This window comes from Rhodococcus sp. 06-1460-1B (assembly GCF_002258475.1).
Lineage (GTDB): Bacteria > Actinomycetota > Actinomycetes > Mycobacteriales > Mycobacteriaceae > Rhodococcoides > Rhodococcoides fascians.
Map to the genome: position 1 here is coordinate 66075 of NZ_NOYS01000014.1, position 14141 is coordinate 80215.

Annotated in this window: 20 protein-coding genes; 15 read left to right on the plus strand and 5 right to left on the minus strand. The window is 65.7% G+C overall.

Annotated elements, in window-relative coordinates; genetic code table 11:
• Entirely contained in the window at window positions 1–417 is a 417-nt protein-coding gene (locus CH268_RS05310; RefSeq protein ID WP_080736442.1) for a DUF5997 family protein, read from the plus strand.
• On the opposite strand, the gene CH268_RS05315 is transcribed toward CH268_RS05310, so the two are convergent.
• From CH268_RS05315 to rhtB, 3 genes are read right to left on the minus strand one after another with little or no spacing between them, the layout of a single operon-like run.
• On the minus strand, window positions 414–797 hold the full coding sequence (locus tag CH268_RS05315) for a YchJ family protein (protein ID WP_094662789.1): 384 nt from the start codon (window positions 795–797) through the stop codon (window positions 414–416). The two genes, CH268_RS05310 and CH268_RS05315, sit on opposite strands and share 4 nt — an antisense overlap.
• Window positions 794–958, minus strand: coding sequence for a hypothetical protein (locus CH268_RS27750; RefSeq protein ID WP_167669112.1), 165 nt, complete (start codon window positions 956–958; stop codon window positions 794–796). The genes CH268_RS05315 and CH268_RS27750 overlap by 4 nt, the downstream gene beginning before the upstream one ends.
• Window positions 955–1581 (minus strand): homoserine/homoserine lactone efflux protein, encoded by a 627-nt coding sequence (gene rhtB, locus CH268_RS05320; protein ID WP_094662791.1) that lies wholly within the window; start codon window positions 1579–1581, stop codon window positions 955–957. The genes CH268_RS27750 and rhtB overlap by 4 nt, the downstream gene beginning before the upstream one ends.
• Window positions 1582–1664: 83 nt before the next feature.
• Here rhtB and CH268_RS05325 point away from each other — a divergent pair, with 83 nt between their 5' ends.
• The 12 genes from CH268_RS05325 (at window position 1665) to hisI (ending at window position 10701) form a co-directional block, all read left to right on the plus strand.
• Entirely contained in the window at window positions 1665–2132 is a 468-nt protein-coding gene (locus CH268_RS05325) for an SRPBCC family protein (RefSeq protein WP_032400000.1), read from the plus strand.
• Window positions 2133–2181: 49 nt separating this feature from the next.
• Entirely contained in the window at window positions 2182–2700 is a 519-nt protein-coding gene (locus CH268_RS05330) for a DinB family protein (RefSeq protein WP_094662856.1), read from the plus strand.
• Between the two features lie 89 nt (window positions 2701–2789).
• Window positions 2790–4142, plus strand: a complete 1353-nt coding sequence (gene hisD / locus CH268_RS05335) for a histidinol dehydrogenase (protein WP_032368400.1) — start codon at window positions 2790–2792, stop codon at window positions 4140–4142.
• Window positions 4139–5269: a histidinol-phosphate transaminase gene (locus CH268_RS05340; RefSeq protein WP_094662793.1), complete on the plus strand. Its 1131-nt coding sequence runs from the start codon at window positions 4139–4141 to the stop codon at window positions 5267–5269. The genes hisD and CH268_RS05340 overlap by 4 nt, the downstream gene beginning before the upstream one ends.
• Window positions 5266–5889 carry an imidazoleglycerol-phosphate dehydratase HisB gene (gene hisB, locus CH268_RS05345; protein WP_027497292.1) on the plus strand — a complete coding sequence of 208 codons (624 nt, stop codon included), beginning with the start codon at window positions 5266–5268 and terminating at the stop codon, window positions 5887–5889. Before CH268_RS05340 ends, hisB begins: the two co-directional genes overlap by 4 nt.
• A gap of 61 nt (window positions 5890–5950) precedes the next feature.
• Window positions 5951–7057 (plus strand): MFS transporter, encoded by a 1107-nt coding sequence (locus CH268_RS05350; RefSeq protein ID WP_094662795.1) that lies wholly within the window; start codon window positions 5951–5953, stop codon window positions 7055–7057.
• Between the two features lie 9 nt (window positions 7058–7066).
• Window positions 7067–7696, plus strand: a complete 630-nt coding sequence (hisH, locus tag CH268_RS05355) for an imidazole glycerol phosphate synthase subunit HisH (protein WP_032370326.1) — start codon at window positions 7067–7069, stop codon at window positions 7694–7696.
• On the plus strand, window positions 7693–7908 hold the full coding sequence (locus tag CH268_RS05360) for a hypothetical protein (RefSeq protein WP_027497289.1): 216 nt from the start codon (window positions 7693–7695) through the stop codon (window positions 7906–7908). Before hisH ends, CH268_RS05360 begins: the two co-directional genes overlap by 4 nt.
• Window positions 7909–7991: 83 nt before the next feature.
• Window positions 7992–8726, plus strand: coding sequence for a bifunctional 1-(5-phosphoribosyl)-5-((5-phosphoribosylamino)methylideneamino)imidazole-4-carboxamide isomerase/phosphoribosylanthranilate isomerase PriA (gene priA / locus CH268_RS05365; protein WP_032370327.1), 735 nt, complete (start codon window positions 7992–7994; stop codon window positions 8724–8726).
• Between the two features lie 6 nt (window positions 8727–8732).
• Window positions 8733–9563 (plus strand): inositol monophosphatase family protein, encoded by an 831-nt coding sequence (locus tag CH268_RS05370; RefSeq protein ID WP_094662797.1) that lies wholly within the window; start codon window positions 8733–8735, stop codon window positions 9561–9563.
• Window positions 9560–10333, plus strand: coding sequence for an imidazole glycerol phosphate synthase subunit HisF (gene hisF, locus CH268_RS05375; protein WP_027497286.1), 774 nt, complete (start codon window positions 9560–9562; stop codon window positions 10331–10333). The genes CH268_RS05370 and hisF overlap by 4 nt, the downstream gene beginning before the upstream one ends.
• Before the next feature lie 14 nt (window positions 10334–10347).
• Complete coding sequence (hisI, locus tag CH268_RS05380) at window positions 10348–10701, plus strand: phosphoribosyl-AMP cyclohydrolase (RefSeq protein ID WP_027497285.1); 354 nt, start codon at window positions 10348–10350, stop codon at window positions 10699–10701.
• On the opposite strand, the gene CH268_RS05385 is transcribed toward hisI, so the two are convergent.
• Both CH268_RS05385 and CH268_RS05390 read right to left on the minus strand, forming a co-directional pair.
• Window positions 10692–11198 (minus strand): MarR family winged helix-turn-helix transcriptional regulator, encoded by a 507-nt coding sequence (locus tag CH268_RS05385; protein WP_045841353.1) that lies wholly within the window; start codon window positions 11196–11198, stop codon window positions 10692–10694. The two genes, hisI and CH268_RS05385, sit on opposite strands and share 10 nt — an antisense overlap.
• A gap of 88 nt (window positions 11199–11286) precedes the next feature.
• A complete protein-coding gene (locus tag CH268_RS05390) occupies window positions 11287–11748 on the minus strand; it encodes a peroxiredoxin (RefSeq protein ID WP_094662799.1) in 462 nt (153 codons plus the stop codon).
• Window positions 11749–11852: 104 nt separating this feature from the next.
• Between CH268_RS05390 and CH268_RS05395 the strand changes: the two genes are divergently transcribed.
• Window positions 11853–13424 (plus strand): anthranilate synthase component I, encoded by a 1572-nt coding sequence (locus CH268_RS05395; protein WP_441346964.1) that lies wholly within the window; start codon window positions 11853–11855, stop codon window positions 13422–13424.
• Complete coding sequence (locus tag CH268_RS05400; protein WP_032370331.1) at window positions 13421–14086, plus strand: TIGR02234 family membrane protein; 666 nt, start codon at window positions 13421–13423, stop codon at window positions 14084–14086. Before CH268_RS05395 ends, CH268_RS05400 begins: the two co-directional genes overlap by 4 nt.
• The last annotated feature ends 55 nt before the right edge of the window (window positions 14087–14141 follow it).

The window sequence follows — 14141 nt, forward strand, 5'->3', positions numbered from 1 at the left end:
GTGAGCCCGGAGAACAAACAGCAGACCATGAAGCCATTGACCGCGGCGAACAAGCTCGGCATCTATCTACCCGCAGCGCCGGAAGAGTTCCAGAATTCGATGATCAGCAGATCCGAGCTGGACGCCCTGCGCAGCAATCCGCCGCAGTGGCTGACCGACTTGCAGACCGACGGACCGTTCCCCCGCGACGTGATCGCGAAGAAGCTCGGTGTGTCCATCGCCGGATTGGCACGCGGCGGAGTCACCGAAGCGTTGACCAGCGTGGAGATAGAGGAACTGATCGCCAGCCCACCGCAGTGGCTGGTACGCGAGCGTCGGACTCAGATCCAGGTTCGCAAGGATGCCGAGCGCATCAAGGATAAGCAGGAAGCGCGTCGCACCGCGGGCAATCGGCCCACAAAACTGCGCAACCTCTAGGGAGCGACGACTCCGTCGAGGTAGCGCCACCGGCCGTCGACCCGGACGAAACGGCTGATCTCCGACATCGTGCCGGCACCGTCGGGATGCTTGTACCGTGCCTCGAACTGCACGGTGCCGGTCTCGTCGAAAAGTCCGCCTGCGTCGGCAGCAAGGACGTCGAGTCGATACCACCGTTGGTCGGGGTCCAACTCCAGGTCGGCCGGTGCGGTGTCGGGATGCCAGGACGTCCGCAGGTAGGCGACGTCACCGACGGCGAACGCGGTGAAGCGCGAGCGCATCAGCTTCTCGGCCGTCGGCGCATCGACGGAGCCCGTCAGGTACGGCTCGCAACAGGCATCGAACGTGTCTCCACTCGAACACGGACACCGTGTACTCACTCGTCGACCTCCACTTCGACCGAGTACGTGCCGAGTTCGTGCTCGTCCCGCTTACCCACGTCCTGAATCCAGGTGTTGGCTTCGAGCAGAGTGTCGAAGAGCCCCAACGGAATCGGATCTCCGCCGAGCGCATTCTTCATGATCACGCGGTATTTCCTCATGGGGTCACCCTTCGTACCGTGGCCAGAAATGTTGCGGCGGCAAAGAACAGGCCGGCGAACGTGCGGTTCATGGTCTTCTGCTGACGGTGGGACCGCATCATGCGGAGGACTCGCGATGCCAGAGAGGTGTAACCGGTCATCACCAGCATGTCGACGACGACCATGGTCGCGGCGATGGCGAGGTACTGGGTGACCAGCGGCCGCGTCGGGTCGAGAAACTGGGGCAGCACAGCGACCATGAACACGACGGCTTTCGGGTTGCTCGCGTTGACGAGAAATCCTCGCGCGAGCATCGTCGTGCCTCGATCCGCCACTGCGGGGGCGTCCGCTACTTCGGACGGAGCCGACCGCCACTGGCGGATGCCGAGGTAGACCAGATAGGCGACACCGAACCACTTGATCGCGGTGAAGGCCAGGGCCGAATTGGCCAGGACGGCACCGAGTCCGACTGCGACGATGCCGATCTGGACCAGCAGGCCGATCTGCAGCCCGAAGATGTTCCAGTACCCGCGGCGTAGGCCGTAGCGCAGACCTGTGGACATCGACGCGATGGCTCCGGCTCCGGGAGACAGACTGATGACGATGCTTGCGCCGAGGAAGGCGAGCCACACTGACCAGGACATGTGTTCATTGAACTACGCCCGTCAATTCGCATTCTGCGCGGTGGCCGGGTGTCGATACGGTCATTGTGGGGTAGACGCTGCAGATGGCAGACATCAGAACCATCGACACCGGTCCCCAGCAGGTCACGAGACAGACCGAGGTTCGGGCACCGGCAGCCGAACTGTTCGACATCGTGGCCGATCCCACCCGGCACGGCGAGCTGGACGGATCCGGCACAGTCAAGGACACCGTCCGCGGACCCGAGAGGCTGAGCAGCGGCGCGAAATTCTCCGTCGGCATGAAGCAGTACGGCGTGCCGTACAAGATCACCAGCACCGTGACCGAGTTCGTGGATGCGGATCGACACAAGATCATCGAGTGGCAGCACCCGATGGGCCACAGCTGGCGCTGGGAATTCGAGGAGAAGCAGCCCAGCCTGACCACTGTCACCGAGAGCTTCGTCTACGGCACCGCCAAGGTTCCGAAAATGCTCGAGTTGTTCAAGATGCCGCAGAAGAATGCGCAGGGCATCACGAGCACACTGCACAATCTGGCTGCTCGTTACGCCTGACCTCTCGGACAGCCCGTGGCGGTACGGGCCCTGCTCTACAGTGACCCGCATGCCGATCGAACCCGATACCAAGAACTGGACGTGGGTCCTCGACAGTGCCTGCCCCGATTGCGGGTTCGACTCGAGCGCCGTCGAATACGACGCCGTACCCGCGTTGATCCGCGCTGACGTGGATCGGTGGATCGCAGTGCTCCGTCGCGAGGACGCGGCAGTGCGTCCCGACGATTCGACGTGGTCGGCGCTCGAATACGGCGCACATGTTCGGGATGCACACCGCATATTCCGCACTCGGTTGGCGCTGGTGCTGACCGAGGACGATCCCGAGTTCGACAACTGGGACCAGGACGCCACGGCCGTGGTCGAGAACTACAACGCGCAGAATCCGGCGACGGTGGCGTCGGAACTCGGAGAAGCGGCACATGCATTGGCCGACGCCTTCTCGGCTGTGCCGCCGGAAGACCGTGATCGCAGAGGGCGACGCAGCGACGGTTCCCACTTCACCGTCGAAACTCTGGCGGCCTACTACATTCACGATCCCATCCACCATCTGTGGGACGTGCGGGGCTGAGCCGAATTCGGTGGAACTATCCTGGTGGTTCGGACAACACTGATTCGACCGAACCCCGGCACCGAACCGACTCCACGAAGGGGCCCACTATGCCTGCCCGCATCGAGCTCGCCCGCGTCGATCTACGCGGACGAACTCCATCCACTGCCGAACTACGCGGCGCTCTTCCCCGAGGCGGAGTGGATGTCGATTCGGTGCTGCACCAGGTTCGGCCCGTCGTCGACGCCGTCAAGGAACGTGGGGCCGACGCGGCCCTCGAGTTCAGCGAGAAGTTCGACGGAGTCCGACCGGACCGCGTTCGGGTTCCGCAGCAGGAATTGGTTCGAGCTCTCGACGAGCTGGACCCGGCCGTCCGGGCCGCCCTCGAGGTCGCGATCGAGCGAACCCGACTGGTGCACTCGGATCAACGCCGCACCGACCACACCACCCAGGTGGTGCCCGGCGGCACGGTGACCGAGCGCTGGATTCCGGTCGATCGCGTGGGTCTCTACGTGCCCGGTGGCAACGCTGTGTACCCGTCGTCGGTCGTGATGAACGTGGTGCCTGCGCAGATCGCTGGCGTCGGTTCGCTGGTGGTGGCGTCGCCGCCGCAGAAGAACTTCGGTGGATTACCCCACCCGACGATCCTGGCGGCCGCGCAGCTCCTCGGAGTCGACGAGGTCTGGGCCGTCGGCGGCGGTCAGGGCATCGCTCTGCTCACGTACGGCGGTGTCGACACCGACGGCGAAGAACTGGCACCGGTCGATCTGATCACCGGCCCGGGCAACATCTACGTCACGGCGGCCAAGCGACTGTGTCGTTCGCTCATCGGAATCGACTCCGAGGCAGGCCCTACCGAGATCGCGATTCTCGCCGACGCCACTGCGGATCCGCTGCACGTCGCAGCAGACCTGATCAGTCAAGCCGAGCACGACGTGATGGCCGCCAGTGTGCTGGTGACCGACAGCCTCGAGCTCGCCGATGCCGTCGACGAGGCTGTCAATGCGCAGATGGCGTCCACCCGGCACGCGGAACGCGTCACCACGGCGCTGAGCGGTAGCCAGTCCGGAATTGTTCTGGTCGACGACGTCACACAGGGCCTGGCCGTGGTCAACGCCTATGCGGCCGAACACCTGGAGATTCAGACGAAGGACGCGTCCGACGTCGCCGCTCGCGTGCGCAGCGCCGGCGCTGTATTCGTCGGGGCGTGGTCACCGGTCAGCTTGGGTGATTACTGCGCCGGGTCGAATCACGTACTGCCGACGGCCGGGTGCGCTCGGCATTCGTCCGGCCTGAGTGTGCAGACGTTCCTGCGGGGGATCCACGTGGTGGACTACAGCGAGGCCGCACTGAAAGATGTTGCTGCGCACGTCATTGCGCTGGCCAACGCCGAAGATCTCCCGGCTCACGGTGAGGCCGTTCGGCTGCGTTTCGAGGGGTTGCGTACCGGTGGTGCATCATGAGTGATGCTCTGGGCCAATCAATTTCGCTCGACGATCTGCCGTTGCGCGAGGCGCTAATCGGCAAGTCGCCGTACGGCGCGCCCCAGCTCACCGTGCCGGTTCAGTTGAACACCAACGAGAATCCACACCCGCCGACGCAGGCACTGATCGACGACGTTGCCGAATCGGTGCGCATCGCGGCGGCGCAGCTGCACCGGTATCCGGATCGCGACGCAGACGACCTGCGAGCCGACCTGGCGCGGTATCTCACCGGGCAGACCGGCTTTGCGGTCGACACTGCCAACGTGTGGGCGGCCAACGGCTCCAACGAGATTCTGCAGCAACTCCTGCAGGCCTTCGGTGGGCCGGACCGTACCGCGCTGGGTTTCGTGCCGTCGTACTCGATGCACCCGATCATTTCGTCGGGGACTCAGACCGAGTGGATTCCGGCGCAGCGTCGGGCGGATTTCTCTCTCGACGTCGACTACGCAGTGCAGGCGATCGAGGAGCGTAAGCCGGACGTCGTGTTCGTCACCAGCCCCAACAATCCGACCGGGCACAGCATCGACGAGGCAGATCTACGTCGTATCCTCGACGCCGCACCGGGAATCGTTGTAGTCGACGAGGCGTACGCCGAATTCTCCTCGGCGACAAGCGCAATCGGATTGATCGAGAGCTACCCCAGTAAGATCGTCGTCAGTCGGACCATGAGCAAGGCGTTCGCGTTCGCCGGCGGACGGTTGGGATACCTCGTTGCGGCCCCGGCCGTGATCGACGCAATGCTGTTGGTGCGCTTGCCCTATCACCTCTCGGTGGTCACGCAAGCCGCCGCTCGGGCCGCGTTGCGGCATGCCGACGACACCCTCGCGAGCGTGGCCGAACTGTCGGCCGAACGCGATCGCGTTGCCGAAACACTCGCCGACCAGGGATACGACGTGGTGCCGTCCGACGCCAACTTCCTGCTCTTCGGCCGGTTCTCCGATGCGGCCGCCACCTGGCAGCGGTACCTGGACGACGGCGTGCTCATCCGGGACGTCGGAATTCCCGGGTATCTGCGTGTCACCATCGGACTCGCTCACGAGAACGACCGATTCCTCACCGTCAGCTCGGAACTCGCATCGACCGAAAGAGCAGAGGCACTGCAGTGACCACACCCGCTCCCCGCATCGCCAAGATCGAGCGCACCACCAAGGAATCCGACATCTCCGTCGAGCTGAACCTCGACGGCACCGGCATCGTCGACATCTCCACCGGCGTGCCGTTCTACGACCACATGCTCACTGCCCTCGGCACCCATGCCCGCTTCGATCTCACCGTGCGGGCCAAGGGCGACATCGAGATCGAGGCGCATCACACGGTCGAGGACACTGCGATCGTGCTCGGGCAAGCGCTGGGACAAGCCCTCGGCGACAAGTCCGGCATCACCCGCTTCGGCGACTCGTTCATTCCGATGGACGAGACACTCGTGCATGCGGCGGTCGACGTGTCCGGCCGTCCCTACTGCGTGCACACCGGCGAGCCGGACTACATGGTGCACTCGGTGATCGGCGGCTACCCGGGTGTTCCGTACTCGACCGTGATCAACAAGCACGTGTTCGAGACCTTGGCGTCCAACGCTCGGATCGCGTTGCATGTCCGCGTCATCTACGGCCGCGACCAGCACCACATCACCGAGGCGGAGTTCAAGGCCGTCGCTCGGGCGCTGCGTCAGGCCACCGAATACGACCCTCGGGTCACCGGAATTCTCTCCACCAAGGGCAGTCTGTGATCGGTCGAGCGGTGCTCGTGCGTTGAGTGGTCTGAGTTCGATTCGTGGCCTCCCGGCCGCGATGGCCATGGGTGCGGCTGCGTTCGGCGGCTGGGGCCTGTTGCTCCCGGTGGTTCCGCTGGCGGTGTCGCAATCGGGTTCGTCCGACGCGGTGGCGGCAGCCAGCACCGCGATCTTCATGGCCACTACGGTCATCACCCAACTGTTCGTACCCTCGATGCTGGTTCGCGTCGGCCATCGGCCCGTGCTCGCGGCCGGTTGCCTGCTTCTGGGTGTTCCCGCGTTGCTGTTCATCGTGTCGGTGCAGGCCGTACCGGCGCTCGCCGTGTCGGCGCTACGGGGCACGGGTTTCGGAATGTTGACGGTCGCCGGGGCCGCCATCGTCGCCGAGTTGGCACCGACCCACTTGCTCGGCCGCGCGACGGGAGCACAGGGGATCGCGGTCGCGCTGTCGCAGATGGTGACGTTGCCGCTGGGCCTGGTGATCTTCGCGGCCAGCCCGACGGCGGTGTTCGTCCTGGGGGCTCTGGTTCCCGCTGCGGGCTTGATCGGGGTGGCTCTGTTACCGCCGACCCGCCCCGCACCGCAACCGGCTCGGGTCGACCGGGTCCGCCTCGACGCGCGGCGGTTCCTGGTGCCGTGCCTCGTCGTTGCGTCGGTGTCGGCGTCGTACGGCGGCATCACCAGTCTGCTGCCGATCGCCGAATCCGACCGAGCCGCGATGATCGGCGTGGCCCTCGCCGTGGTCAGTGCCGCGATGTTGGTCGGTCGATATGCCGCCGGCTCGGTCGCCGATCGCATCGGAATCGGCCGGTCGGTGGTGCCTGCGCTCATCTCCGCGGCCCTGGGCGTCGGTTTGTTCGCCGTTGCCGCCGCGGGTGCCATGCCTGCCGCACTGTTCTTCGTTGCCGCGGTGTTGTTCGGAATCGGTTACGGCGCATGCCAGAACGACAGTCTGGTGATGGCCTTCGACGCGGCGGGGCCCGCGCGGTACAGCAGCGCCAGTGCCGTGTGGAACATCAGCTTCGATGCCGGTACCGGCGCAGGGGCGCTCGCCCTCGGTGTGATCGCGACGAGTGTGGGCTACACCGCCGGGTTCACTGCAGGTGCAGCCACCGTTGCCGTTGTCGCGGCGGTGGCACTGATCGCGCGTCCACGTCCCCGATAGACTCCAGCCATGACTTCTGTGGTGTTGCTCGACTACGGCTCGGGCAATCTGCACTCGGCGAAAAGGGCGTTGGCCCGCGTCGGTGCCGACGTGACGGTGACCTCCGACTTCGACGAAGCCCTGAATGCAGAAGCGCTGGTGGTTCCCGGGGTCGGTGCATTCGCCGCCTGTATGGAGGGTCTGACGGCCGTTCGAGGTGAGCGCATCATCGGGCGTCGTCTCGCGGGTGGCCGCCCGGTACTGGGAATCTGCGTCGGCATGCAGATCCTCTTCGATCGCGGTGTCGAGTTCGGCGTCGAGGCGGACGGGTGCGGCGAATGGCCGGGCACTGTCGAACGCCTGCAGGCCGAAGTGCTCCCGCACATGGGTTGGAACACCGTCGACGCTCCGGAGAACAGCGTGCTGTTCGACGGCATCGACCGCGAGACACGGTTCTATTTCGTCCATTCCTATGCCGCGCAGCAGTGGGAGCTCGAACCGAGCGAGACCATCGCCGCGCCGTTGCTCACGTGGGCCGATCACGGTGGCCGCTTCCTCGCTGCCGTGGAGAACGGCGCGCTCTCGGCCACACAGTTCCACCCCGAGAAGTCCGGGGACGCCGGTGCCGCGTTGCTCGAGAACTGGGTTCGATCGGTGTGAGCGAACGCGAGTTCTCGCTCGGCCGGTTGGCGTTTCGAGCGCTCGGGGCGGCAGTTGCGGTACTTGCCCTCGCGACCGTGTCGATTGCTGTGTGGCAGCCCACCGCCGGCGTTGCTCTGCTCATCGCGTTGGCCGGAGTTGTCGGGGCGATCACGGCCATGGGGGTCGTGTCCACGCGCATGACGCGCAAGGAACTCGGTCCCGACAGCTGACGGTTCGTCCCGGCGGCCTGCGGATCCAGGCAGTGCTGACCCGTTTTGAGTTCGACGCGAGTCGGCCCGTAGCATAACCGCACGTGAGCCTGGTCTTATTGCCTGCTGTCGATGTCGCAGGCGGCGAAGCTGTCCGTCTCGTTCAAGGGGAAGCCGGTAGCGAAACGAAGTACGGTTCGCCCCGTGATGCCGCCCTGGCGTGGCAGAACGACGGCGCCGAGTGGGTCCATCTGGTGGATCTCGATGCAGCGTTCGGGCGCGGGTCCAACCGTGAACTGTTGGCCTCGGTCGTCGGTGAGCTCGATGTGAAGGTCGAGCTCTCGGGCGGAATTCGCGACGACGATTCCCTGCGCGCCGCCCTCGCAACCGGATGCGCACGCGTCAACCTGGGTACGGCGGCTCTGGAAGACCCCGAGTGGTGCGCTCGTGCGATCGGCGAATTCGGTGATCGTGTCGCGGTCGGCCTCGACGTGCTGATGGTGGACGGCGCGCCTCGTCTGCGTGGCCGCGGTTGGGTCAGCGACGGCGGTGGCCTGTGGGAAGTACTCGAGCGGCTCGAACGCGACGGCTGCTCGCGGTACGTCGTCACCGACGTCACCAAGGACGGCACCCTGACCGGCCCGAACCTCGAACTTCTCGCCGACGTGTGCGACAGGACCGACAAGCCGGTCATCGCGTCCGGCGGCGTGTCGACGATCGCCGACCTCGAAGCGATCGCCGGACTGGTCGACCGTGGCGTGGAGGGATCCATCGTCGGAAAAGCCTTGTACGCCGGGCGTTTCACACTGCCCGATGCCCTCTCGGCAGTGTCTCGGTAACGACGAATGACCCTTCCCGAGGAACCGAGTCGTCTGCTCGAGATCGCCGGTGGGTTGCTCGACGGCGTCCATGACCGGTTCCTCGCGGGCGTCGGCGCACCGAGTGCCGTGCAGAAGGGCCCCGACGACTTCGCCACCGCGGTGGATCTCGAACTCGAGCGTCGTCTGGGCGCGGAACTGTACGACGCCACCGGAATCGCCGTTCACGGTGAAGAGTTCGGCGGTCCCGATCTGAACTCCGGTCTCGTATGGGTACTCGACCCGATCGACGGCACATTCAACTACTCGTCCGGATTGCCCTCTGCCGGAACGTTGTTGGCGTTGCTCGATGACGGGGTGCCGGTCCTCGGGCTCACGTGGCTACCACTGGTGAATCAGCGATTCTCTGCCGTGGCGGACGGCCCGTTGCTTCTGAACGGGGCCCCGCTACCCGCACTGCAACCGAAGTCGTTGCGCGAGTCGATGATCGGGTTCGGAGCGTTCAACGTTGCCAGCCGTGGATCCATCCCCGGCCGCTTCCGGTTTCGCATTCTCGAAGAGTTGTCGATGCACTCCTCGCGGCTGCGCATGCACGGTGCCACCGGAGTCGATCTGGCGTACACCGCCAGCGGCGTACTGGGCGGCGCGGTGGTCTTCGGATACCGCGCCTGGGACAACGCTGCCGGGGCCCTGCTGGTTCGTGCTGCGGGCGGAATCGTCACCGATCTCGCAGGCCGACCGTGGACCATCGATTCGAAGTCGGTGCTCGCGGCCGGCCCCGGAGTACACGGCGAACTGCTGAAGGTGATCACCGAACTCGGTGCACCCGGCGACTATCTGGAAGGACCGGTGCGATGAGCGTTGCGGTCAGAGTGATCCCGTGCCTCGACGTCGATGCCGGACGTGTCGTCAAGGGCGTCAACTTCGAAAACCTCCGCGACGCAGGCGATCCCGTCGAGCTCGCGGCAGCGTACGACGCACAGGGAGCCGACGAACTGACGTTCCTCGACGTCACGGCGTCCACATCCGATCGAGGAACCATGCTCGACGTCGTCAGCCGCACCGCCGAGCAGGTGTTCATTCCCCTGACCGTCGGTGGGGGAGTACGCACTGTCGCCGACGTCGACCTACTGCTGCGGGCCGGTGCCGACAAGGTCAGCGTCAACACCGCGGCCATCGCTCGGCCGGAGTTGCTGCGCGAGCTCAGCGAGCGATTCGGGTCCCAGTGCATCGTCCTGTCGGTCGATGCACGCACCGTCCCGCAGGGACAGCAGGACACCCCGTCGGGCTGGGAAGTCACCACCCACGGCGGCAAGCGTGGAACCGGTATCGACGCCGTCGAATGGGCAGTACGCGGTGCCGAACTGGGAGTCGGTGAGATCCTTCTCAATTCGATGGATGCCGACGGCACGAAGGCCGGATTCGACCTGCCGATGATCGCGGCGGTCCGGTCCGCCGTGCACGTTCCCGTCATCGCCAGCGGAGGAGCAGGGCGCGTCGAACATTTCGCGCCCGCCGTCCACGCCGGAGCCGACGCCGTCCTCGCCGCAAGCGTGTTCCACTTCGGGGACCTCACCATCGGCCAGGTCAAAGAATCGATGCGCGCCGAGCGCATCGTCGTCCGCTAGCGAAGAGGTTTTCGATGACTCTCGACCCGACGCTGTCCGCCCGGCTCAAGCGAAACGAGGCCGGGCTGTTCAGTGCTGTGGTGCAGGAGCGCTCGACCGGCCAGGTACTGATGGTTGCCTGGATGGACGACGAAGCGTTGTCGCGCACGCTCGCGACGCGCAAGGGCACCTACTACTCCAGGTCCAGGCAGCAGTACTGGGTCAAGGGCGAGACCTCGGGGCACACGCAGTACGTGCACGAGGTGCGGCTCGATTGTGACGGGGACACAGTGCTGTTGGTCGTCGACCAGATCGGCGCGGCATGCCACACCGGCACCCACACCTGCTTCGACTCCGATGTGCTGTTGGGGCCCGCGGCTCAGGCGTGACCGGTTCCTGCGGCAATTCCCTTGTCCAGCTGAGTGAGTAGCGTCGTGCTCAGTGTCGACAGTCGACCCACCTCCGCGTCGGACAGTCCGTCGAATATCAGAGCCTGCACTGTTTCGACGTGTCCTGGCGCCGATGCCACGACCTTCTCCATGCCGGCGTCGGTCAGCACCGCATAGGAACCGCGGCTCCCCGGAATACTCTCGCGGCGAACCCATCCCGCCTTCTCGAGCTTGGTGACCACGTGCGACAGACGTGACAGTGACGCATTGGCGTACTCCGCGAGATCGCGCAGTTGAATTCGTCGCTGTGGGTTCTCGCTGACGACCGCGAGGACGAAGTAATCGAAGTGGGTCAACTGCGAATCGCGTTGCAGCTGGGCGTCCAATGCTGCGGGCAGTCGGGTGACCAGGGCGACGAGCGCACGCCACGCCTCTTGCTGGCTCTCGGTGAGCCAGCGGGGATCCACCGCATCATTCGGTGTCGCCGACGTGTCCATCGCGGGTACCTCTCGATCGAGACAGTTGTGTTCTGCACATGATGCCTCGAGCATCCCCGGGCCCGAGGCATCGCGTCGAACAATCGACCTAGCTGCGGTGCGCGCGCAGGTATTCCAGCGCCTTGTCCGCGTGGGCCTCGAATCGCAGCTCACTGGAGAAACTCTCGAGGACCTTGCGGTCGGTACCGATGACGAACGTCGCGCGCTTGACCGGGGAGAGCTTGGCGAGCAGGCCGCGCTTGACCCCGAATGCCGTCGCGACGGCACCGTCCTCGTCGGAGAGCAACGGATAGTCGAACGACTTGGCGGCGGCGAACTCGGCCTGCTTGGCGACCGCGTCGGCGCTGATGCCGACCCGGGTGGCACCCACCTCGGCGAATTCGCTTGCGAGATCGCGGAAATGGCAGGCTTCGGCGGTGCATCCGGGGGTGAATGCAGCCGGGTAGAAGAACAGCACTATCGGACCGTCGGTCAGCAATTCGGTCAGCGTTCGCAGCTTTCCGGTCTGGTCCGGCAGGGAAAAATCGGGAACGAGCTCGCCTGGTTTCATGGTCGGCAGGTTACCGCGCGCGAGGGTGTCGCCGCCGAACCTGGGAGGATGGGGTCATGCACGGCGAGACGACTCCCCACACGAGCCCCACCGAGACCGCATCCATGGACGCCGCACCCATGGACGCCGCACCCATCGACGCCCAACCCACCGATGCCGCGGACTCGACCACGTCCCGGGAGGTGTTCCGCCAGCTCGCCGCCGAGCATCGAGTGGTGCCGGTGACGCGAAAGGTGCTCGCCGACTCCGAAACTCCGTTGTCGGCGTACCGCAAGCTTGCCGCCGACCGACCCGGAACGTTCTTGCTCGAATCCGCGGAGAACGGGCGTTCGTGGTCGAGATGGTCGTTCATCGGTGCGGGTGCGCCTGCGGCGCTGACGGTGGTCGACGGCGAGGCGGCGTGGCGCGGCAACGTGCCCGCAGGCGTCCCGAGCGGCGGTGACCCCCTCGACGTGTTGGCCCGAACCTTGGAGCTACTCCATTCCGAGCGCGTGCCGGGCCTGCCGCCGTTGACCGGCGGAATGGTCGGATACCTCGGATACGACTCGGTGCGGCGCATCGAGAAGTTGCCCGAACATGCGCAGGACGACCTCGGCATTCCCGAGATGGTCATGTTGCTGGCCACCGATCTGGCGGCCGTGGACCATCACGAAGGATCGATCACCCTGATCGCGAACGCGGTCAACTGGAACGGCACCGACGAGCACGTCGACCGGGCCTACGACGACGCGGTGAGTCGCCTGGACCGGATGTGCGCGGATCTGTCCGAGCCTGCTGCGTCGACGGTGTCGGTCTTCTCCAAGTCCGCGCCCCGTTTCCGCAGGCAGCGGACATCGGAGGGATTCGGTGCCGATGTCGAGCGGCTGGTCGAGGAGATCGAGGCCGGTGAAGCGTTTCAGGTGGTGCTCTCGCAGCGCTTCGAGATGGACACCGAGGCGTCTCCTCTCGACGTCTATCGCATGCTGCGGGCCTCGAATCCCAGCCCGTACATGTATCTGATGCACGTACCAGGGGAGAACGACGAGACTGCGTTCTCGATCGTCGGATCCAGCCCCGAAGCTCTCGTGACGGTCAAGGACGGTCTCGCGACCACGCACCCGATCGCCGGTACGCGCTGGCGCGGTGCCTCCGAGGAGGACGACGTGCTGCTCGAGAAGGATCTGCTGGCCGACGAGAAGGAGAACGCGGAGCATCTGATGCTCGTCGATCTCGGTCGCAACGATCTCGGCCGAGTGTGTGCTCCCGGGACGGTGCGCGTGGGCGACTACCGCCATATCGAGCGCTACAGCCACGTCATGCACCTGGTGTCGACGGTGACGGGACGGCTCGCCGAGGGAAAGCGGGCTCTGGACGCAGTCAAGGCGTGCTTCCCCGCGGGCACGCTGTCGGGTGCACCCAAGGTGCGGGCGATGGAACTGATCGACGAGCTCGAGCCGACGCGTCGTGGCATCTACGGCGGCATCGTCGGCTATCTCGACTTCGCCGGGGACGCCGATACCGCAATCTCGATTCGCACCGCGCTCATCAAGGACGGCACGGCGTACGTGCAGGCCGGTGCCGGAGTCGTGGCCGACTCGGTAGCGGAGTACGAGGACGACGAAGCGAGGAACAAGGCCATGGCCGTGCTGAGTGCCGTCGCAGCAGCCGAAACGCTGCGTGAGGTCGGTGGCCGATGACCGAACGCTCCGGCGGCCGCGGATCGGCCGTTCTGCCTGTCGTGCTGCTCGTGGTTGCGGCCGCATGCCTGTGGGGTGCGTCCAGAATGACGTGGGTGAGCGTGACGTCCTCCGACGGTCTCGGCGAGAGTCGGACCGACGATCTCGTCGGCAGTACCTGGGCCGCGGCGACGACTCCTCTCGCCTTGGTGCTTGTCGCTGCTGTGGCGGCCTCGTTCGCGGTGCGCGGGTGGGCATCTCGGGTTCTGGCGTTGCTCATCGCGGTGGTTGCGATCGCTGCGGCGATTCCGGCCGTTCGGCTACTCGCCGCGGGGGCTTCGGACTCGGAGGCGGCTGCGCTCGCCGAGCTCCCGGCTCGTGCCGAGGTGACCATGACGACGGCATCGATACTGCCCGCGCTGATCACGCTTGCAGGGGCCCTGTGTGCGTTCGCGGCGGCTGCCCTGTCGATTCGGAAATCTTTTGGCCCACAGGTACTCTCGTCCAAGTACGCAGCTCCGGCTGTGCGGCGCGACGAAGTGGCTCGCCGGGCCGCTGGAACCACGTCCGCCGTGGGTGCACAGGACGAGGGTGAAGACCTGACCGAGCGCATGATGTGGGACGCGCTCGATGCCGGTGAAGACCCTACCGACGAGTCCGGTACCCGGCGTTCGTCGGATTGATTCGGCCCTCTACGCTAGGTTCCGACCTCGATGAGATTCCTCACATCGAATGTCG

Bases quoted from the DNA above. Each gene is read 5' to 3' on its own strand.
- CH268_RS27750 (WP_167669112.1), bottom strand. From the start codon at position 958: ATGAGGAAATACCGCGTGATCATGAAGAATGCGCTCGGCGGAGATCCG.
- rhtB (WP_094662791.1), bottom strand. From the start codon at position 1,581: ATGTCCTGGTCAGTGTGGCTCGCCTTCCTCGGCGCAAGCATCGTCATC.
- CH268_RS05325 (WP_032400000.1), top strand. From the start codon at position 1,665: ATGGCAGACATCAGAACCATCGACACCGGTCCCCAGCAGGTCACGAGA.
- CH268_RS05330 (WP_094662856.1), top strand. From the start codon at position 2,182: ATGCCGATCGAACCCGATACCAAGAACTGGACGTGGGTCCTCGACAGT.
- hisD (WP_032368400.1), top strand. From the start codon at position 2,790: ATGCCTGCCCGCATCGAGCTCGCCCGCGTCGATCTACGCGGACGAACT.
- CH268_RS05340 (WP_094662793.1), top strand. From the start codon at position 4,139: ATGAGTGATGCTCTGGGCCAATCAATTTCGCTCGACGATCTGCCGTTG.
- CH268_RS05350 (WP_094662795.1), top strand. From the start codon at position 5,951: ATGGCCATGGGTGCGGCTGCGTTCGGCGGCTGGGGCCTGTTGCTCCCG.
- hisH (WP_032370326.1), top strand. From the start codon at position 7,067: ATGACTTCTGTGGTGTTGCTCGACTACGGCTCGGGCAATCTGCACTCG.
- CH268_RS05370 (WP_094662797.1), top strand. From the start codon at position 8,733: ATGACCCTTCCCGAGGAACCGAGTCGTCTGCTCGAGATCGCCGGTGGG.
- hisF (WP_027497286.1), top strand. From the start codon at position 9,560: ATGAGCGTTGCGGTCAGAGTGATCCCGTGCCTCGACGTCGATGCCGGA.
- hisI (WP_027497285.1), top strand. From the start codon at position 10,348: ATGACTCTCGACCCGACGCTGTCCGCCCGGCTCAAGCGAAACGAGGCC.
- CH268_RS05385 (WP_045841353.1), bottom strand. From the start codon at position 11,198: ATGGACACGTCGGCGACACCGAATGATGCGGTGGATCCCCGCTGGCTC.
- CH268_RS05390 (WP_094662799.1), bottom strand. From the start codon at position 11,748: ATGAAACCAGGCGAGCTCGTTCCCGATTTTTCCCTGCCGGACCAGACC.
- CH268_RS05395 (WP_441346964.1), top strand. From the start codon at position 11,853: ATGGACGCCGCACCCATGGACGCCGCACCCATCGACGCCCAACCCACC.
- CH268_RS05400 (WP_032370331.1), top strand. From the start codon at position 13,421: ATGACCGAACGCTCCGGCGGCCGCGGATCGGCCGTTCTGCCTGTCGTG.